At 70.0% G+C, this 26,079-nt stretch carries 21 protein-coding genes and 1 tRNA gene; 10 read left to right on the top strand and 12 right to left on the bottom strand.

Translation table 11 applies throughout. The features are described from left to right. Positions 1-12: 12 nt before the first annotated feature. Positions 13-405 (bottom strand): cyclophilin-like fold protein, encoded by a 393-nt coding sequence (locus ACFY5C_RS06220; RefSeq protein ID WP_389441081.1) that lies wholly within the window; start codon positions 403-405, stop codon positions 13-15. A 141-nt stretch (positions 406-546) separates the two neighbouring features. Here ACFY5C_RS06220 and ACFY5C_RS06215 point away from each other — a divergent pair, with 141 nt between their 5' ends. From ACFY5C_RS06215 to ACFY5C_RS06200, 4 genes are all read left to right on the top strand, one after another. Then, a complete protein-coding gene (locus ACFY5C_RS06215; protein WP_389441078.1) occupies positions 547-2,055 on the top strand; it encodes a cytochrome ubiquinol oxidase subunit I in 1,509 nt (502 codons plus the stop codon). A gap of 20 nt (positions 2,056-2,075) precedes the next feature. After that, positions 2,076-3,095, top strand: coding sequence for a cytochrome d ubiquinol oxidase subunit II (gene cydB, locus ACFY5C_RS06210; protein ID WP_389441075.1), 1,020 nt, complete (start codon positions 2,076-2,078; stop codon positions 3,093-3,095). A 63-nt stretch (positions 3,096-3,158) separates the two neighbouring features. Then, entirely contained in the window at positions 3,159-6,665 is a 3,507-nt protein-coding gene (gene cydD, locus ACFY5C_RS06205) for a thiol reductant ABC exporter subunit CydD (protein ID WP_389441072.1), read from the top strand. 186 nt (positions 6,666-6,851) lie between these two features. Further along, positions 6,852-7,922, top strand: a complete 1,071-nt coding sequence (locus ACFY5C_RS06200; RefSeq protein ID WP_389441069.1) for a M23 family metallopeptidase — start codon at positions 6,852-6,854, stop codon at positions 7,920-7,922. Between the two features lie 37 nt (positions 7,923-7,959). Here ACFY5C_RS06200 and ACFY5C_RS06195 read toward each other — a convergent pair whose 3' ends face one another. The 6 genes from ACFY5C_RS06195 to ACFY5C_RS06170 form a co-directional block, all read right to left on the bottom strand. Beyond that, positions 7,960-8,847 (bottom strand): Cof-type HAD-IIB family hydrolase, encoded by an 888-nt coding sequence (locus ACFY5C_RS06195; RefSeq protein ID WP_389441066.1) that lies wholly within the window; start codon positions 8,845-8,847, stop codon positions 7,960-7,962. A 109-nt stretch (positions 8,848-8,956) separates the two neighbouring features. Beyond that, complete coding sequence (locus ACFY5C_RS06190; RefSeq protein WP_389441063.1) at positions 8,957-9,859, bottom strand: LLM class flavin-dependent oxidoreductase; 903 nt, start codon at positions 9,857-9,859, stop codon at positions 8,957-8,959. Positions 9,860-9,993: 134 nt separating this feature from the next. Beyond that, positions 9,994-10,542 (bottom strand): RNA 2'-phosphotransferase, encoded by a 549-nt coding sequence (locus ACFY5C_RS06185; RefSeq protein ID WP_389441060.1) that lies wholly within the window; start codon positions 10,540-10,542, stop codon positions 9,994-9,996. Between the two features lie 122 nt (positions 10,543-10,664). Next, a complete protein-coding gene (locus ACFY5C_RS06180) occupies positions 10,665-11,690 on the bottom strand; it encodes a MerR family transcriptional regulator (RefSeq protein WP_389441058.1) in 1,026 nt (341 codons plus the stop codon). Continuing rightward, positions 11,687-13,444 carry an SDR family oxidoreductase gene (locus tag ACFY5C_RS06175; RefSeq protein ID WP_389442174.1) on the bottom strand — a complete coding sequence of 586 codons (1,758 nt, stop codon included), beginning with the start codon at positions 13,442-13,444 and terminating at the stop codon, positions 11,687-11,689. The genes ACFY5C_RS06180 and ACFY5C_RS06175 overlap by 4 nt, the downstream gene beginning before the upstream one ends. A gap of 8 nt (positions 13,445-13,452) precedes the next feature. Then, the gene (locus ACFY5C_RS06170; protein ID WP_389441056.1) at positions 13,453-14,304 is read right to left on the bottom strand and encodes a M24 family metallopeptidase; all 852 of its coding nucleotides are present in this window, start codon (positions 14,302-14,304) and stop codon (positions 13,453-13,455) included. A gap of 208 nt (positions 14,305-14,512) precedes the next feature. Here ACFY5C_RS06170 and ACFY5C_RS06165 point away from each other — a divergent pair, with 208 nt between their 5' ends. The 6 genes from ACFY5C_RS06165 (at position 14,513) to ACFY5C_RS06140 (ending at position 18,848) form a co-directional block, all read left to right on the top strand. After that, a complete protein-coding gene (locus ACFY5C_RS06165; protein ID WP_389442172.1) occupies positions 14,513-15,499 on the top strand; it encodes an ABC transporter ATP-binding protein in 987 nt (328 codons plus the stop codon). Beyond that, on the top strand, positions 15,489-16,412 hold the full coding sequence (locus ACFY5C_RS06160; RefSeq protein ID WP_389441054.1) for an ABC transporter permease: 924 nt from the start codon (positions 15,489-15,491) through the stop codon (positions 16,410-16,412). Before ACFY5C_RS06165 ends, ACFY5C_RS06160 begins: the two co-directional genes overlap by 11 nt. Then, positions 16,409-17,320, top strand: coding sequence for an ABC transporter ATP-binding protein (locus ACFY5C_RS06155; protein WP_389441052.1), 912 nt, complete (start codon positions 16,409-16,411; stop codon positions 17,318-17,320). The genes ACFY5C_RS06160 and ACFY5C_RS06155 overlap by 4 nt, the downstream gene beginning before the upstream one ends. A gap of 12 nt (positions 17,321-17,332) precedes the next feature. Then, entirely contained in the window at positions 17,333-18,052 is a 720-nt protein-coding gene (locus ACFY5C_RS06150; protein WP_389441049.1) for an ABC transporter permease subunit, read from the top strand. Between the two features lie 183 nt (positions 18,053-18,235). Next, positions 18,236-18,466, top strand: coding sequence for a hypothetical protein (locus ACFY5C_RS06145; protein ID WP_389441046.1), 231 nt, complete (start codon positions 18,236-18,238; stop codon positions 18,464-18,466). A 294-nt stretch (positions 18,467-18,760) separates the two neighbouring features. Beyond that, positions 18,761-18,848 (top strand) — tRNA-Ser (locus tag ACFY5C_RS06140). Between the two features lie 192 nt (positions 18,849-19,040). Here ACFY5C_RS06140 and ACFY5C_RS06135 read toward each other — a convergent pair. The 5 genes from ACFY5C_RS06135 to ACFY5C_RS06115 all read right to left on the bottom strand — a co-directional run bounded on the left by ACFY5C_RS06135 (position 19,041) and on the right by ACFY5C_RS06115 (position 26,072). Continuing rightward, positions 19,041-19,844, bottom strand: a complete 804-nt coding sequence (locus ACFY5C_RS06135) for an HAD family hydrolase (protein ID WP_389441044.1) — start codon at positions 19,842-19,844, stop codon at positions 19,041-19,043. Then, on the bottom strand, positions 19,841-21,118 hold the full coding sequence (gene serS, locus ACFY5C_RS06130; protein ID WP_389441042.1) for a serine--tRNA ligase: 1,278 nt from the start codon (positions 21,116-21,118) through the stop codon (positions 19,841-19,843). Before serS ends, ACFY5C_RS06135 begins: the two co-directional genes overlap by 4 nt. A 567-nt stretch (positions 21,119-21,685) precedes the next feature. Further along, on the bottom strand, positions 21,686-22,618 hold the full coding sequence (gene pheA / locus ACFY5C_RS06125) for a prephenate dehydratase (RefSeq protein WP_389441040.1): 933 nt from the start codon (positions 22,616-22,618) through the stop codon (positions 21,686-21,688). Between the two features lie 152 nt (positions 22,619-22,770). Further along, positions 22,771-24,105, bottom strand: a complete 1,335-nt coding sequence (efeB, locus tag ACFY5C_RS06120) for an iron uptake transporter deferrochelatase/peroxidase subunit (RefSeq protein WP_389441037.1) — start codon at positions 24,103-24,105, stop codon at positions 22,771-22,773. A gap of 8 nt (positions 24,106-24,113) precedes the next feature. After that, positions 24,114-26,072 (bottom strand): copper resistance CopC/CopD family protein, encoded by a 1,959-nt coding sequence (locus tag ACFY5C_RS06115; protein ID WP_389441036.1) that lies wholly within the window; start codon positions 26,070-26,072, stop codon positions 24,114-24,116. Positions 26,073-26,079: the final 7 nt, after the last annotated feature.

The raw sequence follows: 26,079 nt of genomic DNA, 5'->3' as shown, positions 1-26,079 counted from the left end.
CCGCGGGCACGGTCAGGCGTCCACCAGCTCCACGCGCACGGGGTCGCCGTCGCGGACCGTGGCCAGCAGACGGGGGTCGCCGTCGAGGCGGCCCAGAACGTTGCACGGGCTCGCGAGGCGGCACTCGTCGCCTCGCGAGATCGGCGTGGGGCCGTAGGGGAGGGCGAGCGCGTCTCCGTCGGTCCAGAAGGCGACCGTGCCCGGCTCGACGACCTGCTGTGCGCTGGTTTCACGTGGAACAGCGACGCCTGTGTCGAAGTAGACCTCCTCTCCCCAGGTGCGGGCGCTGGAGGCGAGCGGCAGGGCCTTGACGAGGGCTTGCGTGGTGGGGGTGTCGTCGAGGGTCGCGGTGAGGTGTCCCGCGGGCCAGGAGATCCGTATCTGTGTGGGCGTCGGTGTCTGCATGGCACTGATTCAACAATATGTTGAAGTGTGCGCCAAGGGGTTGATCCTGACGAAGGACCCCCCTTTGAGGGCAGGGATGGGCGTGCTGCATAATTGCTTGTGAATGTGAACGCTTTCACAAGCGGGGTAAGGAGCGGCGACGTGGACCTGGCTTTGGCGCCGGAGACTCTGGCGCGCTGGCAGTTCGGTATCACCACCGTCTACCACTTTCTGTTTGTTCCTCTGACGATCTCGCTGGCCGCCCTCACGGCCGGGCTGCAGACCGCCTGGGTGCGCACGGAGAAGGAGAAGTACCTCAGAGCGACGAAGTTCTGGGGCAAGCTCTTCCTGATCAACATCGCGATGGGTGTCGTCACCGGCATCGTGCAGGAGTTCCAGTTCGGCATGAACTGGTCCGACTACTCCCGCTTCGTCGGTGACGTCTTCGGCGCCCCTCTCGCCTTCGAGGCCCTGATCGCCTTCTTCTTCGAGTCCACCTTCATCGGGCTGTGGATCTTCGGCTGGGACAAGCTGCCGAAGAAGATCCACCTGGCCTGTATGTGGATGGTCTCCATCGGCACGATCCTGTCGGCGTACTTCATCCTGGCGGCCAACTCCTGGATGCAGCACCCCGTCGGCTACCGGATCAACGAGGCGAAGGGGCGGGCCGAGCTCACCGACTTCTGGCTCGTGCTGACCCAGAACACCGCGCTCGCCCAGGCCTTCCACACCCTGTCGGCGGCCTTCCTCACCGGTGGCGCGTTCATGGTCGGCATCTCCGCCTTCCACCTGCTGCGCAAGAGGCACATCCGCGAGATGAAGACCTCGCTCAGGCTCGGCCTGGTCACCGTCGCCGTCGGAGGCCTGCTCACCGCGATCAGCGGTGACACCCTCGGCAAGATCATGTACGAGCAGCAGCCGATGAAGATGGCCGCGGCCGAGGCGCTGTGGGACGGCGAGGAGCCGGCACCGTTCTCGGTCTTTGCCATCGGCGATGTCGACAAGGGCCACAACAAGGTCGCCATAGAGATTCCCGGCCTGCTGTCCTTCCTGGCCAAGGACGACTTCACCTCGTACGTCCCCGGCATCAACGACGTCAACAAGGCCGAGCAGGAGAAGTACGGCCCCGGCGACTACCGGCCCAACATCCCCGTCGCCTACTGGGGCTTCCGCTGGATGATCGGCTTCGGCATGGCGTCGTTCACCATCGGCCTGATCGGACTCTGGCTGACCCGCAAGAAGTTCATGCTGCCGCAGCACCTGAGGGTCGGTGACGATGAGGTGCCGCACCTGGTGCTGCTCCCGAAGAAGGCGCTCGGCCCGAAGCTGACCAAGCTGTATTGGCGCATCGCGATCTGGACGCTGGCCTTCCCGCTGATCGCCAACTCCTGGGGCTGGATCTTCACGGAAATGGGCCGCCAGCCGTGGGTCGTGTACGGCGTCCTGCGCACCCGGGACGCGGTCTCCCCCGGCGTCTCCCAGGGCGAGGTTCTCACCTCGATGATCGTCTTCACGACGCTGTACGCCATCCTCGCCGTCGTCGAGGTCAAGCTCCTCGCGAAGTACGTCAAGGCCGGCCCGCCCGAGCTCACCGAGGCCGACCTGAACCCGCCAACGAAGATCGGCGGCGACGACCGTGACGCCGACAAGCCGATGGCCTTCTCGTACTAGGCCGAGGGAGCTGCACAGTCATGGAACTTCACAACGTCTGGTTCGTACTGATCGCCGTCCTGTGGATCGGCTACTTCTTCCTGGAGGGCTTCGACTTCGGGGTCGGCGTCCTCACCAAGCTGCTGGCCCGCAACCGGCCCGAACGGCGGGTGCTGATCAACACCATCGGCCCTGTCTGGGACGGCAACGAGGTGTGGCTGCTCTCGGCGGCCGGCGCCACCTTCGCCGCCTTCCCCGAGTGGTACGCCACGCTCTTCTCCGGCTTCTATCTGCCGCTGCTGCTCATCCTGATCTCCTTGATCGTCCGGGGCGTCGCGTTCGAGTACCGGGCGAAGCGCCCCGAGGAGCAGTGGCAGCGCAACTGGGAGAACGCCATCTTCTGGTGCTCGCTGCTCCCGGCATTCCTGTGGGGCGTCGCCTTCGGCAACATCGTGCGCGGCGTGCAGCTCGACGAGAACCATGAGTACGTCGGCAACGTCCTGGACCTGCTCAACCCGTACGCGCTCGTCGGTGGCCTGGTGACGCTGACGCTGTTCACCTTCCACGGTGCGGTGTTCACCGCGCTCAAGACTGTCGGGGAGATCCGGGAGAGGGCGCGGAAGCTGGCCCTGTGGGTAGGTCTCGCTGCTGCTGTGCTGGCGCTGATCTTCCTGCTCTGGACGCAGATCGAGAACGGCGACGGTCAGAGCCTTGTCGCCCTCGTCGTGGCCGTGGCCGCGCTGGTGGCGGCCCTGGTGGCGAACCAGGCGGGGCGCGAGGGGTGGTCGTTCGCGTTCTCCGGCATCACCATCGTGGCCGCCGTCGCGATGCTGTTCCTGACGCTCTTCCCGAACGTCATGCCGTCCTCGCTCAATGACGAGTGGAGTCTCACGGTCACCAACGCGTCGTCGAGCCCGTACACCCTGAAGATCATGACCTGGTGCGCGGTGATCGCCACGCCGGTCGTCATGCTCTACCAGGGCTGGACCTACTGGGTCTTCCGCAAGCGGATCGGCACGCAGCACATTGCCGCGGGTGCCGCTTCGGGGGCCAAGCACTGAGTCCGCTGTGGCGGGGTGGTTCACGATGTTTCACGTGAAACACCCCGCCCTGGACCGAAGGGCATGTTTCACGTGAAACCGATCGATCCGCGTCTCCTCCGATACGCCCGTGCCACTCGCCTCTTCCTGATCGCGGTCGTCGGCCTGGGCACCGTCGGTGCCGTGCTGGTCATCGCACAGGCGATGCTCATCGCCGAGGCGGTGGTGGGGGCCTTCCAGCACGGCATGTCCGGCGCTGAACTGCGCACTCCCCTCCTGCTGTTGGTGGCTGTGGCCGTAGGCCGCGCAGTGGTCGCGTGGCTCACCGAACTCGCCGCTCACCGTGCCGCCGCGGCCGTGAAGTCGGAGCTGCGCGGGCGACTGCTGGAGCGGGCGACCGAGCTGGGGCCCGACTGGCTGAGCGGTCAGCGGACCGGATCTCTGGTCGCGCTCGCCACGCGAGGCGTCGACGCCCTCGACGACTACTTCTCTCGCTATCTGCCGCAGTTGGGGCTCGCGGTGGTCGTGCCGATCGCGGTGCTGGCGCGGATCGTGACCGAGGACTGGGTGTCGGCGGCCATCATCGTCGGCACCCTGCCGCTGATCCCGATCTTCATGATGCTGATCGGCTGGGCCACGCAGTCCCGGATGGACCGTCAGTGGCGGATGCTGTCCCGGCTGTCCGGGCACTTCCTGGACGTCGTAGCCGGCCTGCCGACCCTGAAGGTGTTCGGGCGCGCCAGGGCGCAGGCCGAGTCGATCAGGCGGATCACCGATGAATACCGCCGGGCGACCATGCGGACCCTGCGGATCGCTTTCATCTCCTCCTTCGCGCTGGAACTGCTCTCGACGCTGTCGGTGGCCCTGGTCGCGGTGACGATCGGCATGCGCCTTGTCCATGGCGACATGCATCTGTACGACGGCCTGGTCATCCTCGTACTGGCACCCGAGGCCTACCTGCCACTGCGTCAGGTGGGAGCGCAGTACCACGCGGCGGCCGAGGGCCTGTCCGCAGCCGAGGAGATCTTCGAGGTGCTGGAGACTCCGGCGCCGGCGTCGGGAAGCGCGGCGGTGCCGACAGGGGCGGTGTCGTTCGAAGGGGTCTCGGTCCGCTACCCCGGACGGTCCTCCGACGCGGTGTCGGACGTGTCCTTCGATGTCGAGCCCGGGGAGACGGTCGCGCTCGTCGGGCCGAGCGGCGCGGGCAAGTCGACGCTGCTGAACGTGCTGTTGGGGTTCGTGCGGCCGGCCGAGGGGCGGATCCTCGTCGGGGGAGCGGATCTTGCAGAACTCGATCTGGAGGAATGGCGCTCACGGATCGCCTGGGTGTCGCAGCGGCCGCATCTGTACGCCGGGACGATCGCCGAGAACGTACGGCTGGCGCGACCCGACGCGGACGACGCTGCCGTGCGGCAGGCGCTGGGGAACGCCGGGGCGCTGGAGTTCGTGGACGCGCTGCCCCAGGGCGTCGAGACCGCGCTGGGCGAGGACGGAGTCGGGCTGTCAGCAGGACAGCGGCAGCGGCTCGCGCTGGCCAGGGCGTTTCTCGCGGACCGGCCCGTGCTGCTCCTCGACGAGCCGACGGCCGCACTCGACGGAGCCACCGAGGCCGAGGTCGTGGAGGCCGTGCGGCGGCTGGCGGTGGGGCGGACGGTGCTGCTGGTGGTGCATCGGCCGGCGTTGCTGGGTGTGGCGGACCGGGTGGTGCGGCTGGCGGAGGCCGTGGCGCCGGTGTCGGCAGAGGCCTTGCCCAAGGCGCCCGTTGACCGTCCGGAGGAGCTGGACCCGCACGGCGATACCGCTTCCGACGATGCCGGGGCCGTTTCGCTCACGGCAGCCCCACGAGGGGTTCTCGCCCGCGTCCGCGCCATGTCCGGACCCCGGCGCGGTCGCCTCGTCCTCGCGCTGGTGCTCGGCAGCCTCGCGCTCGGCAGCGCCGTCGGGCTCATGGCGACCTCCGGGTGGCTCATCTCGCGGGCCTCGCAACAGCCGCCCGTCCTGTATCTGATGGTGGCCGTGACGGCGACGCGGGCCTTCGGTATCGGGCGGGCCGTGTTCCGGTACGCCGAGCGGCTGGTGTCGCACGACGCCGTGCTGCGGATGCTCTCCGACACCCGGGTCGCCGTGTACCGGCGGCTGGAGCGGCTGGCGCCCGCTGGGCTGCGCCGCACGCGGCGGGGCGATCTGCTGTCGAGGCTCGTCGCGGATGTGGACGCGCTGCAGGACTACTGGCTGCGGTGGCTGTTGCCTGCCGCTGCCGCCGCCGTCGTGTCCGCCGGGGCCGTCGGCTTCACGGCCTGGCTGCTGCCCGAGGCCGGTGCGTTGCTCGCGGCCGGGCTCCTCGCGGCCGGGGCCGGAGTTCCGCTCCTCACCGGTGCCGTCGCTCGACGCGCCGAGCGCCGGCTGGCCCCTGCCCGCGGAATGCTCGCGACGCGCGTGACGGATCTGCTCACCGGCACCGCGGAGCTCACCGTCGCCGGCGCCCTGCCCAGCCGTACGGCACAGGCGAGGCGGGCCGACGGGACGCTGACCCGGATCGCCTCGCGCGCAGCCTCCGCGACCGCGCTCGGTGACGGGCTCACCGCGCTGATCAGCGGGCTCACCGTCGCCGCCACCGCGCTCGTGGGCGCCCAGGCGGTCGCTGACGGGCGGCTGGGCGGCGTGACGATGGCCGTCGTCGTCCTCACCCCGCTGGCCGCGTTCGAGGCCGTCCTGGGGCTGCCGCTCGCCGTGCAGTACCGGCAGCGGGTGCGCAAGAGCGCCGAGCGAGTGTACGAGGTGCTGGACGCGCCCGAACCCGTAAGGGAACCCACCCGGCCCCGGCAGGCGCCCGCGTCGCCCTTCCCGGTTGCCGTCAGGGGCCTGACCGCTCGCCACGCCGGGCAGGACCGGGACGCACTCGCCGGACTCGACCTGACTCTGGAGGAGGGCCGACGGATCGCCGTGGTCGGGCCGTCCGGGTCCGGTAAGACGACGCTTGCGCAGGTACTGCTGCGCTTCCTGGAAGCCGATGCGGGCTCGTACACGCTTGGAGGCGTGGACGCGCACGCGCTGGATGGTGACGACGTACGGCGCCTTATCGGCCTGTGCGCGCAGGACGCACACCTCTTCGACAGCTCCGTGCGTGAGAACCTGCTCCTCGCCAGGAAGGACGCCACCGAGGCCGAACTGCGAGACGCCCTGCACCGGGCCCGGCTGCTCAACTGGGCCGACGGTCTGCCCGACGGGTTGGACACGCTCGTGGGTGAGCACGGGGCACGGCTGTCGGGCGGTCAGCGCCAGCGGCTCGCACTGGCCCGCGCACTGCTCGCCGACTTCCCCGTCCTCGTCCTGGACGAGCCCGCCGAGCACCTGGACCTGCCGACCGCCGACGCCCTCACCGCCGACCTGCTGGCCGCCACCGAGGGCCGTACGACCCTGCTCATCACGCACCGACTCGCCGGGCTGGAGGCCGTGGACGAGGTGGTCGTCCTGGATGAGGGACGGGTGGCGCAGCGGGGATCGTTCGCGCAGCTGGTAGCTGTGGACGGGCCGTTGCGGGGGATGGTGGAGCGGGAGGAGCAGGCGGATCTGCTGGTGGGGGCGCCGTAGCGGCCGGCCGGTCCGTAGTTGTGGGCGCCTGCTGTTCGCCGGCCATCCGCTGCCGTCAGCGGATGGGGTGGTGACGCTCGTCGGCGCTCGCGTCAACGGGCGTACTGACCCATCCGCAGCAACACGTCCCCCACCTGTACGACTTGAACAGTGCCCTCGCCCGCCCCTCGGGCCAGGATCGCTGGCATGCGCTCATATCGCCGTCGCCTCCTGGTCGTTCCGGCGCTGCTGTGTGCGCTCGTCGGCCTCGTGGCCCGCCCTGCCGGCGCGGCCGGTGACGGCAAGGGAACCCCGGGCCACAACGGCACCGACTCGGCCCTCAGCGCACGGGTGGTGAAGCTGTACGAGGAGGCGGCCCGGGCGACGGAGCGGTACGAGGCGGGGCGGAAGCAGGCCGAGACGCGGCGGGCGAAGGCGCTGCGGATCGAGGCGCTGCTCGAACGGGAGCGGCGGGAGATCGGCGCCCTGCGTGCGGACCTGGGCCGGATCGCGCGCGCCCAGTACCGCAACGGCGGCGGCATGCCGCTCACCGCGCAGATCATCCTCGCGACGAGCCCTGACCAACTGATGCGTGGTCAGCATGTGTTCTCGCAGGCGAACCTGGCTGTCGCCAACTCCATCGAGAAGAGCCGTCGCGCCGAGGTACGGCTCGCCGGGGACGAGGCCAAGGCCGCAGCGGCCTGGCAGGCGCTGGAGAAGCGCAACGCCGAGCTCGCCGTGCTGAAGCAGGGGATCGAGGACAAGCTCGAAGAGGCGCGGTGGGCGTTGCAGGGCAAGGCCGACGTCTCCGTGGCCGCCGGATCGTGCCCGGGTGCGGCGCGGCTCGACCAGAAGAAGACGGACGGCACGAGCGCCTGGGTCACGCCGGTCGCGAAGTACGAGCTGTCCGCCGCGTTCGGCAGTGGCGGAAAGCGCTGGGCGAAGCGGCACACCGGGCAGGACTTCGCGGTTCCGATCGGCACGCCGGTGCGGGCGGTCGGGGACGGACGCGTGGTGAAGGTGGCGTGCGCAGGCGCCTTCGGCATGGAGGTCGTCGTCCGGCACGCGGACGGCTACTACACGCAGTACGCCCACCTCGCCTCCGTCGCCGTCGACCAGGACGAGCGGGTCGACACCGGGCAGTGGATCGGCCAGTCCGGCACGACGGGCAACTCCACCGGCCCGCACCTGCACTTCGAGGTGCGGGTCACCCCCGACCTGGGCTCGGGGGTGGATCCGGTGCCGTGGCTGTCCGAGCGCGGAGTGCCGCTCGGGTAACTCGGACAGGTCTGGGGCGTGTCCGACGGATCAGGCCCTAGACCCGCTTCGCCAGCAGCTGTTCGATCACGACAGCCACGCCGTCCTCGTTGTTGGCGACCGTCCGCCCCGACGCGGCGGCGATGACATCGGGGTGCGCATTGCCCATCGCGTACGACTGGCCTGCCCACGTCAGCATCTCGACGTCGTTGGGCATGTCCCCGAAGGCCACGACCTCCTCGTGCGAGATGCCGCGCTCGGCGCAGCACAGGGCGAGTGTGCTGGCCTTGGAGACTCCGGGGCCGCTGATCTCCAGCAGGGCGCTGGGGCTGGAGCGGGTGACGTTGGCACGGTCGCCGATCGCGAGGCGGGCCAGGGTGAGGAAGGCGTCGGGGTCGAGGGTGGGGTGGTAGGCGAGGATCTTGAGCACCGGCTCGCCGGCTCCGGGGGCGTCCGGCGCCAGGAGGTCCTCGGCCGGCGCGAGGTTGTCCGGTATCTCCATGTGCAGCTTGGGATAGTCCGGCTCCTGGTAGAAGCCGTACGTCTGCTCCACCGCGTACACCGTGCCCTCAGCCGCGTCACGCAGCAGCCGTACGGCGTCCAGGGCGTTCTCCCGGGCCAGCTCGCGCACCTTCACGAACTGGTGGGTGCCGGGGCCGCCGTGCAGGTCGACCACGGCGGCGCCGTTGCCGCAGATCGCCAGGCCGTGCCCGTGGACGTGGTCGCTGACGACGTCCATCCAGCGCGCGGGGCGGCCGGTGACGAAGAACACCTCGATGCCCGCCGCCTCGGCGGCGGCCAGCGCGGCGATCGTGCGCGGGGAGACCGACTTGTCGTCCCGCAGCAGAGTGCCGTCCAGGTCGGTGGCGATGAGCCGCGGGCGGACAGCGGCGGCCGGGGTCTGGGGCTGTCGAGTCGCTGAGGTCACCGGGCCATTCTCCCGCATATGCCTGCACGGCCGTGCAGCAGTCCGCACATCTGAGTCCGCCCCTGAGCAGAAACCGCCCCCGAGCGCCGCCCACATCCTCCTGACCAGCGCCGTCGCTGCCGTGAGCTCAGTGCAGCTGCGCCGCTGCCTCCATGGCGATCTGCTCGAAGACCTTCTCGTCGGCCGCGAAGTCAGAGTCCGGGATCGGCCAGTGGACCACGATCTCGGTGAATCCCAGCTCCTGATGGCGGCCGGCGAAGTCCACGAACGCGTCGAGGGACTCCAGCGGACGGCCCCGGTCCGGGGTGAACCCGGTGAGCAGGATCTTGTCGAGCCCGGCCACATCCCGGCCGAACTCTGCGCAGGCGTCGGTCAGCTTCCCGACCTGTCCGCGAATGGCTTGAACCGACTGTTCGGGAGTGCCGTTCTCATACAGCTTCGGGTCGCCCGTGGTCACCCACGCCTGTCCGTAGCGCGCCGCGAGCCGCAGACCGCGAGGCCCGGTCGCGGCGACCGCGAACGGCAGCCGGGGGCGCTGCACACAGCCCGGGATGTTGCGCGCCTCGTGCGCCGAGTAGAAGTCGCCCTTGTACGACACCGAGTCCTCGGTCAGCAGCTGATCCAGCAGCGCGACGAACTCCGCGAACCGGTCGGCACGCTCGCGCGGGGTCCATGGTTCCTGGCCGAGTGCGGTGGCGTCGAAGCCGGTGCCGCCTGCGCCGATGCCGAGCGTGACCCGGCCGCCCGAGATGTCGTCGAGGGAGATCAGTTCCTTGGCGAGGTTCACCGGATGCCGGAAGTTCGGCGAGGTCACCAGGGTGCCCAGCCGAAGCCGGTCGGTGACGGCCGCGGCGGCGGTCAGTGTCGGCACGGCGCCGAACCAGGGGCCGTCCCTAAAGCTCCGCCAGGACAGGTGGTCGTAGGTGTACGCGGTGTGGAAGCCGAGCTCCTCCGCGCGCTGCCATGCCTGGCGGCCCCCCTCGGACCAGCGGCGGTAAGGGAGGATCACGGTGCTCAGGCGCAGACTCATGCATCGAGCCTATGCGGCCGAATGGGTTTCACGTGAAACAGCCACCGCCCGCGGCTGCTCGGCCACGGAGCGGGGTCGATCAGTGATACGTAGTCGATCACCGGTATGTACTCAGGGGCCCCGTGGTGGCCCGATCAGTGAGTCTCGGGAAACCGCAGATACTCCGGCGGCACGGCCTTCGTCAGCCATACCCCGTTCGCGCTGACATGGAAGACGTGGCCGTCGCGGTGCATGGCGCCGGCATCCACGGACAGCACCACCGGGCGCCCACGCCGGGCGCCGACCCGCGTCGCTGTCTCGCGGTCGGCGGAGAGGTGCACGTCGTGCCTGTTCATGGGCAGGAGGCCGGCGCTGCGAATCGCGTCCAGGTTGCGGGCCACGGTGCCGTGGTAGAGGTAGGCCGGCGGGGTCGCCGGGGGCAGTCCCAGCTCGACGTCGATGCTGTGGCCCTGGCTGGCGCGGATCCGGGTGCCCTCGATCGCGAAGCGCTTCTTGTCATTGGCGGCCACCACGTGATCCAGCTCTTCCCGGGTGAACCGGAATCCGTGCGCGGTCGCGGCGGCGATCAGCGTCCCGATCTCGACCCAGCCGCCCTCGTCGAGGGTGAGCCCGATGCGCTCCGGCTGGTGGCGCAGGTGCTTCGAGAGGTACTTCGACACCTTCACGGTGCGTCTTTCGTCCATGCCACCAGACTGCCGGGAGAGGCCCGAATCACGCGAACGATTTCACTCCGGATGTTTGGTCCACAACCAAGTGCGGTTATCCACAGGGGAATTGGCGATTCTGTGGACAACGAGCCGTCGTCTCAAGGGGTTTCGTCAAGATCACCTGCTGAGCTGTGATTTGCGGCGAGCCTGTCCAAGGCCCGCGCCTGGACTTCCCGTTCGGCGGCGAGCGCGATGAACTCAGCTGATTGCTCTTCGCCAACCAGGCTTTCGACGGCCTGCATTGTCTCCTCGGGTACGGGCACCACTCTCGTCCGCTGCCGAAGGCCGGGCGTCTCGTCCGCGCCCAGGTGCTGACGCAGATGTCGCACGGCCAACCGCCGCATGGCGCGGGCGAGTTCAGCGTCCACGGTGTGCTGGGCGAGCGGACGCAACCGCCGTACGAGAGAGGCCGCCTCGGCCGCCTCCGCGTCCGTCGGACGGTGGGCGCCGTCGAGGTAGCGCGCGAAGACGTGCTCGGTGGTGAACTCCAGGAAACGCGCGGCGATGTGCTCCACCTGACCCCTCAACTCCCGCAGGTGACCGGCGATCGCAGACAGCGGAACCCCGGCGGAGTGCAACTCGACCGCCACGGCGAGCTCTTGAGGGCTCGGCACGACGAAGGAGTCTGCGTCGCCGGGAACCGGCTCGAGTACGCCGAGCTCCACGGCCTCGGCCACCGCCGCGTCGTCCGGGGTGCCGCCGAAGCGCTCCTCCAGCTCGACGCGCGAGATCCGTACCGCCTCCTCGTCGGTCCACGGCCCGTCCACCTCGGCGACCAGCCCGAGCACCCCACCGAGGCCACGACCGGCGTCCCAGGCCTCCAGGAGCTCCTTGATGGACGCCAGGGTGTAACCGCGGTCGAGGAGATCGGCTATCTGGCGCAGGCGGTTGAGATGGGCGTCCGAGTAGAGGTTGGCCCGGCCATGGCGCTCCGGGCGGGGGAGCAGGCCGCGGTCCTGGTAGGCGCGGATGGTGCGCACGGTGGCGCCGCTGAGGTGTGCGAGGTCCTCGATCCGGTAGGCGGGCGCGGGCACCGCCTCGGGCGCGCGCCCGGCCGCATCGCGCCGCCCGGACAGGCCTTCACCGGCAACCGCTCCCCCGCGCGCAGGACCCCCGTCGCTCATAGCGGCGGCTCCAACCGCGCGATCCTGCGCAGCGCCTTCGGCGTGAACCTCGACATGAGATACGCCCCACGCGCCTCCGGCGTCACGGGAACAACCGCGTCGCCCCGCACCACCGCCCGCAGGATCGCGTCGGCGACCTTTTCCGGCGGATAGTTCCGCAGCCCGTACAGACGCGCGGACCTCTTCTGGCGCCGTTTCTCCTCGTCGGCGTCGACCCCGGCGAAGCGCGCGGTCGAGGTGATGCTCGTGTTGACGAAGCCGGGGCATATCGCGGTGACGCCGATGCCCTGGCCGGCCAGCTCCGCGCGCAGGCACTCGCTCAGCATCAGCACGGCCGCCTTGGACGTGCTGTAGGCGGGCAGCGCCTTGGAGGGCTGGTACGCCGCCGCCGACGCGGTGTTGACGATGTGGCCGCCCTGTCCGCGCGCGGTCATCTGCTTGCCGAACAGCCGGCAGCCGTGGATGACGCCCCACAGATTGACGTCGAGGACCTTCTTCCAGTCCTCCGGTGTGGTGTCGAAGAAGGAGCCCGACAGACCGATTCCGGCGTTGTTCACCAGGACGTCCACCACGCCGTACTCGGTGGCGACCTTCGCGGCGAGCTTCTCCATGGCCTGCTCGTCGGAGACGTCGACGGTCTCGGCCCAGGCCTCGGGTGCGCCGATCAGCCGGGACATCTCGGCGGTGCGGCCCGCGGCCTCGGAGTCCCGGTCGACGGCCACCACGCGCGCGCCGGCCTCCGCGAAGGCGTACGCCGTCGCCCGCCCGATGCCGCTGCCTGCGCCGGTGACCAGGACGAGCTGCCCGCCGAAGCGGTCGGCGTACTTCCCGGTCGCGGTCACGCCTTTCGGCCGCCCGCCCTCGACGGACGTCACGAACTCCGTAATCCAGGACACCAGTTGGTCGGGGCGTGAGCGCGGGATCCAGTGCTTCGCCGGAAGCGTGCGCCGGGTCAACTGCGGAACCCACTGCTCCAGTTCGTCGTAGAGCCGCTCCGAAAGGAAGGCGTCCCCGAGGGGCGTGATGAGCTGCACGGATGCGTGTGCGTAGGCGTCCGCGCGCGGGCGGCTCAGCCGGGCTCGTACGTTGTCCCGGTACAGCCATGCCCCGTGCGCCGCGTCCGTCGGCAGGGACGAGGTCGGGTAGCCACCGCCGGGGACCTTCTCCATACGCTCCAGGATGCGCGGCCAGGTCTTGCCGAGGGGGCCGCGCCAGGCCAGTTCGGGCAGCACGGGCGTGTGCAGCGCGTAGACGTACCAGGACTTGACGCCCTGGCCGAGGAGCTGACCGACGCGGCGCGGGGTGGGCCGCTTCAGGCGCCCGCCGATCCAGTGGCCGAAGTGGTCGAGGGACGGCCCGGACATCGAGGTGAAGGATGCGATCCGGCCCTCGGTGCGCTGGACCGTGGCGAACTCCCAGGACTGCACCGAGCCCCAGTCGTGCCCGACCAGATGCACGGGCCGGCCCGGACTGACCGCGTCCGCGACGGCCAGGAAGTCGTCCGTCAGCTTCTCCAGCGTGAACCCGCCGCGCAGCGGCTTCGGTGCCGTCGACCGGCCATGGCCGCGGACGTCGTACAGCACGACATGGAAGCGGTCTGCCAGCCGCGGCGCGACCTCGGACCACACCTCCTTGCTGTCCGGGTAGCCGTGCACGAGCATCACCGTCGGCTGGCCGGGGTCGCCCAGCTCGGCGACGCACAGCTCGACGTCGCCGGTCCGCACCCGGCGCTCGCGCGCGCCCTGAAGAGTCACCGGCACCGTCACTTCTCCTCCGCCCAGCGCCGCACATGCGGCAGATCGTCGTCCAGCCAGAAGGCGCTCTGCTCGGGGTCCTCGGAGTCGGTGACGACCAGGATCTCCTCGAACTTGGCACCCGTACCTCTGAAGCCGAGGTGCGGTTCGACCGCCCACAGGCCTGGCTGCGGCGGGTGGTCGGAGAAGCGGTACGGCGACCAGAGCGGGGACCAGCCCTCGCGGTGACCGCGCAGCGCGTCGCTCGCCAGGCCCTTGAGGGACTGGGTGCCGAACCCGAAGACATGCGGTGACCAACGGCGTTGTCTGACCCGGTCGACCTTGTGCGCGATCACGCCGAAGGGATAGGCGCGGTGCCGGTTGGCGTAGCCCTGGCGGACCATGAGCCGGTCCACGTCGTCGTAGATCTCCCGCAGCGGCCGGCGCTCGCGCACCTCGCGCAGGATCAGCTCGCGGTGCGCCTCCAGGTCGGCCAGCAGCTTGTCCTGCACCGGGTTGATGCCGAGCGAGCCGGAGTAGCCGATGTCGGCCGTGAAGCCGTCGTACACAGGGGCCATGTCCAGGATGAACGGCATCCCGGGCTCCAGGCGCCGGTTGGTGGGGAAGAACTGCAGCGGGACCCGGAAGTTCACGAACGCCGTGCGGTCCCCGAACCACGCGAAGGGCAGGTGGAACCAGTCACGCACCCCGCGCTCGCGCAGCCACTCGCGCTGCATGCGCGCCGCCTCGCGCTCGGTGATGCCGGGCTCCAGCTGCGCGGCGACGGCTTCCGCGCACTCGTACGCGAGCCGCTGCACCCTTCTGAACCCGCGCAGTTCCCCGGCCAGTTCACCCGAACCTGCTGCCACTGCCGTCGTCATGCCACCGCCCACCCTCGTCCACGCTGACTGCGGTACGTGTCTGTAACTTGACACCGACGAATGTGACAGTTGTTAGAGGTTGCGTCAATAGATCGCGTGAGACCTCAGGGGGACCCTTAGATGCCCGTACACCTGAGGTCTGATACCAAGACGGCTCTCGGGTCTGATGACCGCAGTGGTACGGGTCACTACCGTCTATGACGTGACTGTGATCGCGACCGAAAGCCTGAGCAAGCGGTTCCCCAGGGTGACCGCGCTTGACCGGCTGACCATGGACATCGGGCCCGGGGTGACCGGACTCGTCGGAGCCAATGGAGCCGGCAAGTCCACCATGATCAAGATTCTGCTGGGTCTGTCCCCCGCCACCGAGGGCCGTGCCGAAGTGCTCGGACTCGACGTCGCCACCAAGGGCGCCGCCATCCGCGAGCGGGTCGGGTACATGCCGGAGCACGACTGTCTGCCGCCCGACGTCTCGGCCACCGAGTTCGTCGTCCACATGGCGCGCATGTCCGGCCTGCCGCCCGCCGCCGCGCGCGAGCGCACCGCGGACACGCTGCGCCACGTCGGCCTGTACGAGGAGCGCTACCGCCCCATCGGCGGCTACTCGACCGGCATGAAGCAGCGTGTGAAGCTGGCGCAGGCCCTGGTGCACGACCCGCAACTGGTCTTCCTGGACGAGCCCACCAACGGCCTCGACCCGGTCGGCCGCGACGAGATGCTCGGCCTCATCCGCCGAATCCACACCGACTTCGGCATCTCGGTCCTGGTCACCTCGCACCTGCTGGGCGAACTGGAGCGCACCTGCGACCACGTCGTCGTCATCGACGGCGGCAAGCTGCTGCGCTCCAGCTCCACCACCGACTTCACCCAGACCACCACGACGCTCGCCATCGAGGTCACCGACACCGACGACCACCCGGACGGCACCCGCGCGGTGCGCGACGCGCTCCACGCGCGCGGGGTGGAGGTCCTCGACGGCAGCGGCGGCCTCCCGGGCGCCGGTCACATCCTGCTGCTCACCGCGCAGGGCGAGGAGACCTACGACCTGGTGCGCGACGTGGTCGCCGACCTCGGGCTCGGCCTGGTGCGCATGGAGCAGCGCCGGCACCACATCTCGGAGGTCTTCACGGACAGCGAGCACAGCGAGCAGAGCACCGACGCACAGCGGAAGGAGGCGGTCGGCCATGGCGGTTGAGCAGCCCGTGACCACACAGTCGGGTGACCAGACCCGCATCCACAACATCGGCTACCGCAGCTACGACGGCCCCCGCCTCGGCCGCTCCTACGCGACCCGCTCGCTCTACTCGCAGTCCCTGCGCGGCTCCTACGGCCTCGGCCGCTCGGTGAAGTCCAAGGTGCTGCCGATGCTGCTGTTCGTGGTGATGTGCGTGCCCGCGGCCATCATGGTCGCCGTCGCGGTCGCCACCAAGGCCAACGACCTGCCCGTCGACTACACGCGCTACGCGATCGTCATGCAGGCCGTGATCAGCCTGTACGTCGCCTCGCAGGCACCGCAGTCCGTCTCCCGCGACCTGCGCTTCAAGACCGTGCCGCTGTACTTCTCACGGCCGATCGAGACCGCCGACTACGTCCGCGCGAAGTTCGCGGCGCTGGCCTCCGCGCTGTTCCTCCTCACCGCGGCCCCGCTGCTCGTGCTCTACGTGGGCGCGCTGCTGGCCAAGCTCGACTTCGCCGACCAGACCAAGGGATTCGCGCAGGGACTCGTGTCCGTGGCACTGCTCTCGCTGCTGTTCGCCGGAATCGGCCTGGTCATCGCGTCGGTCACGCCGCGCCGCGGCTTCGGCATCGCGGCCGTGATCGCCGTGCTGACCATCTCCTACGGCGCGGTCTCCACGCTTCAGGCCATCGCCGACGCGCAGTCCATCGACGGCGGGGGCAGCAGCGGCGCCATCGCCTGGATCGGCCTCTTCTCGCCGATCACGCTCATCGACGGCGTTCAGTCCGCCTTCCTGGGCGCGACTTCCGCCTTCCCCGGCGGGGTGGGCCCGAGCAATGGCGAAGGTGCTGTCTACGTCCTCGTCACCCTGGGCCTGATCGCCGCCGCCTACGGCCTCCTGATGCGCCGCTACAAGAAGGTGGGACTGTGACCACGCTCCAGATCGACCACGTCTCCCGCTGGTTCGGCAACGTGGTCGCCGTCAACGACATCACCATGACGATCGGCCCCGGCGTCACCGGCCTCCTCGGCCCCAACGGCGCCGGGAAGTCCACCCTCATCAACATGATGGGCGGCTTCCTGGCCCCGTCCACCGGCACGGTCACCCTCGACGGACAGCCGACCTGGCGCAACGAGGCCATCTACAAGCACATCGGCATCGTCCCCGAGCGCGAGGCGATGTACGACTTCCTCACCGGCCGCGAATTCGTCGTCGCCAACGCCGAGTTGCACGGCCTGGGCGACAAGGCCGCCCAGAAGGCGCTCGCCACGGTCGAGATGGAGTACGCGCAGGACAGGAAGATCTCCACGTACTCCAAGGGCATGCGCCAGCGCGTGAAGATGGCGAGCGCCCTCGTGCACAACCCCTCGCTGCTGCTGCTCGACGAGCCCTTCAACGGCATGGACCCACGGCAGCGCATGCAGCTCATGGATCTGCTGCGACGCATGGGCGACGAGGGGCGCACGGTGCTGTTCTCGTCCCACATCCTCGAAGAGGTCGAGCAACTCGCCTGGCACATCGAGGTCGTGGTAGCGGGACGGCACGCGGCCAGCGGTGACTTCCGCAAGATCCGCCGTCTGATGACCGACCGCCCGCACCGCTACCTGGTGCGCTCCAGCGACGACCGCACCCTCGCGGCCGCGCTGATCGCCGACCCGTCGACGTCCGGGATCGAGGTCGACCTGGCCGAGGGCGCGTTGCACATCCAGGCCGTCGACTTCGGTCGCTTCACCGCCCTGCTGCCGAGGGTGGCACGCGAGCACGGCATCCGCCTGCTCACGGTCTCGCCGTCCGACGAGTCCCTCGAGTCCGTGTTCTCGTATCTGGTCGCGGCGTAGGAGGCCGAAAAGATGTACGACCCCACAGTCGCCCGACTTACCTACCGGGCTCTGCTCGGCCGGCGCCGAGCCCTCATCCTCGGCGCGCTGCCGCTGCTGCTCATCGGAATCTCGGTGGTGGTGCGTGCCCTCGCCGGAGCCGACGACCAGACCGCGTCCGACCTGCTCGGCGGGCTGGCGCTCGCCACCATGGTGCCGATCATCGGTGTCATCGCCGGCACCGGCGCGATCGGGCCCGAAATCGACGACGGCTCGGTGGTGTATCTGCTGTCCAAGCCGGTGAAGCGGCCGACGATCATCTTCACCAAGCTGATCGTCGCGATCGCCGTGACGATGGTGTTCTCGGCGCTGCCCACCTTCATCGCGGGCTTCATCCTCAACGGCAACGGCCAGCAGATCGCCGTCGCCTACACGGTGGCCGCGCTGGTCGCCTCCATCGCGTACGCCGCGCTCTTCCTGCTGCTCGGCACGGTGTCCCGGCACGCGGTGGTCTTCGGGCTCGTCTACGCGCTCGTCTGGGAGGCCCTGTTCGGCTCCCTGGTGCCGGGTGCGCGCACGTTGAGTGTCCAGCAGTGGGCGCTTGCGGTGGCGCAGAAGGTCGCCGGCGGGGACATGGTGACCTCGGACGTCGCCCTTCCCACGGCGACTGCGCTGCTGGCGGTGGTGACCGTCCTCGCGACCTGGTACGCGGGACAGAAGCTGCGTTCGCTGACGCTCGCCGGTGAGGAGTGACGGGCGCCATTGCGCAGTTGAGGCAGTTCGCCGGTGCCGGTGACGGTGCCGGTGGCGTGTGAAGAGGCGGGTCCCTGAGGGGGCCCGCTCTTGACTGGGGCTTCACCTCTGTCCGGGCACACTGGGCCAAGGGGATGCACCGGGGTGCACTGCACGAACTGGAGGACAGGGATGGCAGGCGGCATGTCGCAGCACGAGGATCGCGAAGGGTCCGGGGACGACACCTGGGACAGCCTGGTCCTGGACGACGACTTCATACGCGCGGCCGACACCGCCGAGCCGTCCGCCCGGGCCCGGATGCTGGCCGCGCGCTGGCGCCGTGAGGAGCCAGAGCCGCAGCCGTGGCGCTCGGACGAGCCGCCTGCCGGGTGGTTCTTCAGCAAGGGGCGCCGTCGCAAGTGGCGCCGCCGGTAGGGGCGTACGGCTTCCTTCCGGCGGCCTTCTGGGGCCCTGTTAATCGGTGGCGCCCAACTCTCCGTACAGGCACAGTGGTTGTGTCCACATCGCCGGACGGTGAGTTCGGCGCCACTTGCTGGGAGAGGAGCGGGACGATGTCCATGCACGACAGTACGTCCAGCTCCCGTCAGGGCAGTCCGCGGCGGGCTCCGGAGTAATCGCTACCCCTCCGTCGAGTCCCTACCGCATGGGGAGCTGCCCGGGGCGGCCGCTTCGAGCACGCGACGTCGCTCTCGCGTGGGCCGCCCACCCGGAGGATTGGCCGAGTGGTAAGGCACCGGTTTGCTAAACCGTGGTCGGGTCCGAAAGGCCCGCGCACGTTCGATCCGTGCATCCTCCGCGAGACGTTGCCACTGCGGCTTGGCCGCCTGCGCCGGCCGGGGCCTTGAGCAGGTGGCCGGCACTGCAGCTGAGAGGCCGGCGGCGCGGCCCCGCGTTCCGAGGTGCCGCCCGCGGCCACCCGTGCCGCCCCCAAGCGGCACACATGCCCGCGGGTTTCGGCGGCGCGGGACGCCGGCCGGCATCCGCACCCTCAGCCCAGCAACCCCTCCAACACCACCGCGATCCCGTCCTCCTCGTTGGAGGACGTCACCTCGTCCGCCACCGCTCTCAGTTCGACATGGGCGTTGGCCATGGCCACCCCATGTGCTGCCCAGGCGAACATCGGGATGTCGTTCGGCATGTCGCCGAAGGCGATGGTCTCGGCGGCCTTCAGACCCAGACGGCGTGCTGCCAGCGACAGGCCCGTGGCCTTGGAGAGGCCCAGCGGGAGCAGCTCCACGATGCCCTCGCCGGCCATCGCGACCGTGACGAAGCCGCCCGCGGCCTTGTGGGCGGCCTTGGCCAGCTCGTCGTCCGAGAGTTCAGGGTGCTGTATGTAGATCTTGTTCAGCGGGGCGGACCACAGATCCGACGCGTCCGTGAACGGGGTGGACGGAAGCGTGCCCGTGAGCGCGTAGCCCGGGCCGACCAGCACGTCGCCGTCCAGGCCGTCGCGGCTCGCCGCCAGGAACAGCGGGCCGACCTCCGCCTCGATCTTGGCCAGCGCCACGCCCGCCAGTTGACGGTCCAGGGTCACCGACGTCAGCAGGCGGTGCTCGCCGGCGTCGTAGACCTGGGCGCCCTGGCCGCAGACGGCGAGGCCCTCGTAGCCCAGGTCGTCTAGGACGTGGCGGGTCCAGGGGACCGCCCGGCCCGTGACGACGATGTGCGCGGCGCCCTCGGCGGTCGCGGCGGCGAGGGCGTCACGGGTGCGCTGCGAGACCGACTCGTCGGAGCGCAGGAGCGTTCCGTCGAGATCGGTCGCGATCAGCTTGTAAGGAAAACCGGTGCTCACTTGGTGACCGGCTCCAGGACCTCCCGGCCGCCCAGGTACGGGCGCAGCACCTCGGGGACCCGGACGGAACCGTCGGCCTGCTGGTGGTTCTCCAGGATCGCCACGATGGTGCGCGGGACGGCGCACAGCGTGCCGTTGAGCGTGGCCAGCGGCTTGACCTTCTTGCCGTCACGGACGCGGATCGACAGCCGGCGGGACTGGAACTCGGTGCAGTCCGAGGTCGACGTCAGCTCGCGGTACTTGCCCTGCGTCGGGATCCACGCCTCGCAGTCGAACTTGCGGGCGGCCGAGGAGCCGAGGTCGGCGGAGGCGACGTCGATGACCCGGTACGGCAGTTCCAGCGACGTCAGCCACTGCTTCTCCCACTCCAGCAGGCGCTGGTGCTCGGCCTGCGAGTCCGCCGGGTCGACGTACGAGAACATCTCGACCTTGTCGAACTGGTGCACGCGGAAGATGCCCCGGGTGTCCTTGCCGTGCGAGCCGGCCTCGCGGCGGAAGCAGGGCGAGAAGCCCGCGTAGCGCAGGGGGAGCTTGTCGGCGTCGATGATCTCGTCCATGTGGTACGCCGCGAGCGGGACCTCGGAGGTGCCGACCAGGTAGAGGTCGTCGTCGGCGAGGTGGTAGACGTCCTGGGCCGCCTGGCCGAGGAATCCGGTGCCGGCCATCGACTGGGGGCGGACCAGCGCCGGGGTCAGCATGGGCGTGAAGCCGGCCGCCGTGGCCTGGGCGATCGCCGCGTTGACGAGAGCGAGCTCCAGAAGGGCGCCTACGCCGGTGAGGAAGTAGAAGCGTGAGCCCGAGACCTTCGCGCCGCGCTCGACGTCGATCGCGCCGAGGAGCGAGCCGAGCTCCAGGTGGTCCTTCGGCTCGAAGCCCTCGGCACTGAAGTCGCGGATCTCGCCGTGCGTCTCCAGCGTGACGAAGTCCTCCTCGCCGCCGACCGGGACGTCCGGGTGGACGAGGTTGCCGAGCTGGAGGAGCAGCTCCTGGGTCTCGGTGTCGGCCGCGTCGCGCTCGGCGTCGGCCGCCTTGACGTCGGCGGCGAGCTGGCTGGCCTGCTTCAGCAGCTCGGCCTTCTCGTCCGCGGAGGCCTTGGGGATGAGCTTGCCGAGCTGCTTCTGCTCGGCACGGAGCTCGTCGAAGCGGACGCCGGACGACCTGCGCCGCTCGTCGGCAGACAGGAGGGCGTCGACGAGCGCGACGTCCTCTCCACGGGCGCGCTGCGAGGCGCGCACTCGGTCGGGGTCCTCACGGAGCAGGCGAAGGTCAATCACGCGCTCAAGGCTACCGGGGAGGGGTGACAGCCCACGACTCGCTATTCCGGACTGCGGCTTACGTACCGTTATGGGGGAATTGCTAATCGTGTCAATAAAAGGTGTCTCACTCCCTGGAACGGGGCAGGCAGGAGGCGGCCGGTTGACTCGATTCCCTTGTGGAGAACGGGACTTGGGTCGCGGTTGTCCACAGGGATCCCCAGCCTCCGAAGAGTTATCCACAGGGTGTGTGGATGGACTGTGGATGCCGGAATTGATCACTCCGTAACGCGCCGCGTGAGTCGAGGATTCCCAGGACAAACCCAGTCTACCCGCACTTTTGGGTGGAAACTGGTCGCCCCAAAGGATTGCCCAAAGGAAAAGAGTGGACGAAGGGTGACTTGCGCGTTGGTGGACGCCGGAAGGGCCTGGGGAGCGATTTGTCGACAGACTCATGCCCCCCTGTCGACTTGTCCCCAGGTCGAGATGAGTACCTGTGGATAACCCCTGTGGATAACGATAATCCGCTGGTAGTACTGGCCGGAAACCTGCGCTGGACCCAGTCGGCACCGGCCGCCGAGGGGCCGCTCAGAACCGCCCGTCCTGGCATCGCGCCACCCAGTCCGCCGCCGACACGAACTCCTCGTCCGACGTCCCGAGGCGCGGTGGCCGCACATCCCCCGGCTGCATGTCCGCGCGCGGATACGAGCCCAGGAACCGCACCCCCAGGCAGATCCGCTTGAGCCCCATCAGCGCCTCGGCCACCCGCCGATCGGAGATGTGCCCCTCGGCGTCGATGCAGAAGCAGTAGTTGCCGATGCCCGCGCCGGTCGGCCGGGACTGCAACAGCATGAGGTTGATGCCGCGCGTGGCGAACTCACCGAGGAGGTCGCGCAGCCCGCCGGGGTGGTCGTCGCGCTGCCACAGCACGATGGACGTCTTGTCCGCGCCGGTCGGCGCAGCGGGCCGGGCGGGCCGGCCCACCAGCACGAACCGCGTCTGGGCGTTCTCCGCGTCGTGGATGCCGGTCTCCAGGGCCTCCAGGCCGTACCGGGCGGCCGCGAACTCGCCCGCGAAGGCGGCGTCGTACTGGCCCGCCTGGACCAGGCGCGCGGCGTCCGCGTTCGACGCGGCGGACTCCCAGTGGACGTCCGGGAGGTTCCGCTTCAGCCAGTTGCGCACCTGCGGCTGGGCGGCCGGGTGCGCGGAGACCGTCTTGATGTCCGACAGCTTCGTGCCGGGCCTGACCAGCAGCGCGAAGGTGATCGACAGCAGCACCTCGCGGTAGATCATCAGCGGCGCGCCCGCGACCAGTTCGTCGAGCGTGGTCGTGATCCCGCCCTCGACGGAGTTCTCGATCGGCACGAACGCGGCCTCGGCCTCGCCGACGCGCACCGCGTCGAGCGCGGACTGCACGGACACGTACGGGATCAGCTCCCGGGTCGCGGCCTCGGGAAGCGTGCGCAGGGCGACTTCGGTGAAGGTGCCCTCGGGGCCGAGATAGGCATAGCTCGCTGGCATGACCTCACCCTAATGGGCCTTGCGAAACACGGCGTACACATCTCACCCGGGCGCGGCAAGGGGTGGTCCGTGGCCGATGGTCCGGGAAGGGGCCGACGTCACCGATGGTCCGGGAAGGGGCCGACGTCGCCGATGGCGCGGGAGGGCGGACATCACCCCTCCAGCAGCCGCTGCCCCACGTACTCCCCTTCCGCCGCCCCGCCCGGCACCGCGAACAGCCCGCTCGCCTCGTGCCGGATGTACTTCGACAGCGCGTCGCCCCGGTCGAGCTTGCGCTGGACGGTGACGAAGCCGCGCAGCGGGTCGGCCTGCCAGCAGATGAAGAGCAGCCCCGCGTCGGGCACCCCGTCCGCGTCGATGCCGTCGTGGTACGAGAACGGGCGCCGCAGCATCGCCGCCCCGCCGTTCTGGTCGGGCCGGGTGATACGCGCGTGGGCGTTGATGGGGACGACCAGGTTCCCTGCCTTGTCCGTCTTCTCCAGGTCCATCTCGGCCTTCTCGGTGCCCCCGGACAGCGGCGCCCCGTCGGACTTGCGGCGCCCGATCACGTCCTCCTGCGCCTTGACCGAGAGCTGCTCCCAGTCGTCGAGCAGCATGCGGATGCGGCGTACGACGGCGTAGGAGCCGCCCGCCATCCAGGCCGGGTCCTTCGAGCCGGACTCCGGCACGAAGACGCGCTTGTCGAAGTCGGCTTCCGTCGGCTTCGGATTGCGCGTGCCGTCCATCTGGCCCATCAGGTTGCGCGCAGTCATCGGGTGCCCGGTGGCGCCCGGCGACCGGTTGAAGCCGTTCATCTGCCAGCGCACCCGGGCTGCCTTGCCCGCGTCCTTCTGGATCGCGCGCAGGGCGTGGAAGGCGACGAGGGCGTCGTTGGCGCCGATCTGCACCCACAGGTCACCGTTGCTGCGCGCTTTGTCGAGCTGGTCCGAGGAGAAGTCGGGCAGCGGATCGAGCGAGACCGGACGCTGCTTCTCCAGGCCGGTCCGCGCGAAGAAGCTGTGCCCGAAGCCGAAGGTGATCGTCAGCGACGACGGCCCGGCGTCCCGGGCGACATCCGTGTCGTCCTGCTGCGCCGCCTCGCCCGCCATCAGCCGTCGAGCCGTCTCCGACCAGCGGCGCAGCAACGCCGCCGCCTCCTTGCGGCCCGCGCCCGCCGCCAGGTCGAAGGCGACGACGTGGCCGCGCGCCTGGAGTGCCTGGAGGATGCCGGGCTGATGTTTCCCGTGAAACATCACCTGATCGGCGCCCAGGGAGGTGAGCGGTGTCGCCTCGGCCGGCCGGGCGGCGTAGCCCACGGCGCCACCCGCCGCACCGAGCACCAGCCCGGTCGCACCGGCGGTCCCGAGCAGCCGCCGCCTCGACAGACCCTCCCTATCAGTGGCGCCTTCGGAAACGCCGCCATTAAGTGCCCTCTCGCCCGTTGGCGCCGGTGCGGGAGTCGCAGGCGTCCTGGGAGTACGGGCCTCCGGAATGGACTGGTCAGCCATGGTGGGGTTCAGCCGATCTGCGCGTTCTTGGAGACGGTGGTCTGGTCGATGTCGGAGGTCCGCACGGTCACGGTGATCTTCCACTCGCCCGCCACGGGGATCTGCACTCCGCTCGCCGACCAGTGTCCGGTGGCGATGTGGTCGGGGACGACGGGCAGCGGCCCGATGTCCTGGGACTCCAGGGTGAAGGCGACCTTCACCTCGGGGATGTCGAAGGCGCGGCCGTTGGGGCGCTGCACGTAGACGTGCATCTCGTTGCCGCCCACGCGCGCGGGATCGAGGTCGATGCGTACGACGCCCTCGCCGTCCTCGCCCCCGGTGTCGAAGGACATGTCCAGCGTCAGAGCACCGGCCGACGACGCCTCGGCGGACGAGGACGACGTGGCCGCCCGCGCGTCCTCCTCCGTACGCCCCGGTTCGGTCGACGTCAGCATCGTGGTGACGGCGAGCAGGACGACGGCGACGCCCGCCTCCGCGAGCACCGAGCGGCGCAGCCCGAACCTGTCCGGATCGGCGTCCCGCTCCTGCTTCTGCCGAGCCGTGTCGATCGCGGCCTGCTGCCGTGCGAGCTGGGCGGCGCGCTGGGAGCCGCCGCCCTTCTTACCGGAGTCCCCGGCCGAGGCACCCTTCTCGCCGGAAGCAGCGGCAGAGGTGGAGGAGGATGCGCCGGCCTGGGCCGTGGCGTGCTCCTTCTCGCCGTCGGAGTCCTCGGTCGCCTTCCGCGGCTTGGCCACGACCGTCTCCGCCAGCCGCGCAGTCCACCGCCGCGAGATCCAGGCGATCCCCACCAGCAGCACCACGAGCCCGATCTTGACCAGCAGCAACTGCCCGTACCGCGTGCCGGTGAACGCCGACCACGACCCGAGCTGCCGCCACGACTGGTAGATCCCGGTCGCGACCAGTGCCAGCACGCTGCCGAACGCGACGCGCGAGAACCGTCGTACGGCCGACCCCGGGAGCGGCGCGTCCACGGGTCCTCGGTACAGCGCGACGAGGAGCGCGACCAACCCGCCGAGCCAGCTCGCGACGGCCAGCAGGTGCAGGATGTCGACCGGCATCGCGATCTGGGCCTGGAGCCCGGTCGAGGCGTGCTCGGACATCGCCCAGCTCGCCGCGAGCCCTGCCGCCACGACGGTCCCGCCGATGGCCAGCCCGAAGGTCAGGTCCCGCTTCTCCTCGTCCTCCCGCTTGTCGTACGCCCCGAACAGCACGGCGATGAACAGCGCCGCCGCGGCGAGCAGCAGCAGCCGGGACACCAGTGCCGCACCCGTCTTGGTCTGCAGCACCTGCCCGAGCAGGTCAAGGTCGAAGACGTCGCCGACCTTCCCGGTGCTGGTGTACGAGCCGCGCAGGAGCAGCAGTCCGAGCGTGGCGGCGGTCAGGGCCAGCCATCCGGTGACGACGAGCCGCTGCAGCGCCCGCACCCCCGAGCCGCGCTGCCAGCAGGCGAGCACGAAGGCGGCACCGCCGGCCAGGACGATGAACCCGGCATACGACACGTACCGCCCGAACCCGTAGAGCCAGCCGACGACACCGCCCCCCGCCTCCTGGCCGGAGACCGAGACGCTCGTCTGGGAGGGCGCGCCGATGGAGAAGGTGTAGGCGCCGGCGACGGGATGGCTGTCCTCCGACACGACCTGGTAGGTGACGGTGTACGTGCCGTCGGGCAGGCCGCTGTGGAGCTTCACCGCGTACGTCGTGCCGCTGACGTTGGCCGGGTCGCCGCGGTCGATGCGCTTGCCCTTGGGATCGAGCACGCGCAGGGAGTCGTTCGAGAGGGCCACGCCCTCGGAGAAGGTCAGCGAGACCTGCGTCGGGGCCTTCTCCACCACCGCCCCCTGCGCGGGGTCGCTGCCGGTCAGCGCGGCGTGCGCGGAGACCGGCCCGGCTCCGGCGAGGAGCAGACCGGTGGCGGCCAGGAGCAGCAGCACCAGGGTCCGGACGCGGGGGGCGATGGTCTGGGTCAAGGCGATC

The organism is Streptomyces sp. NPDC012935 (assembly GCF_042900345.1).
Classification (GTDB): domain Bacteria; phylum Actinomycetota; class Actinomycetes; order Streptomycetales; family Streptomycetaceae; genus Streptomyces.
The sequence above is the reverse complement of the archived record's forward strand: the minus strand, read 5'-3'. Positions and strand labels throughout refer to the sequence as shown.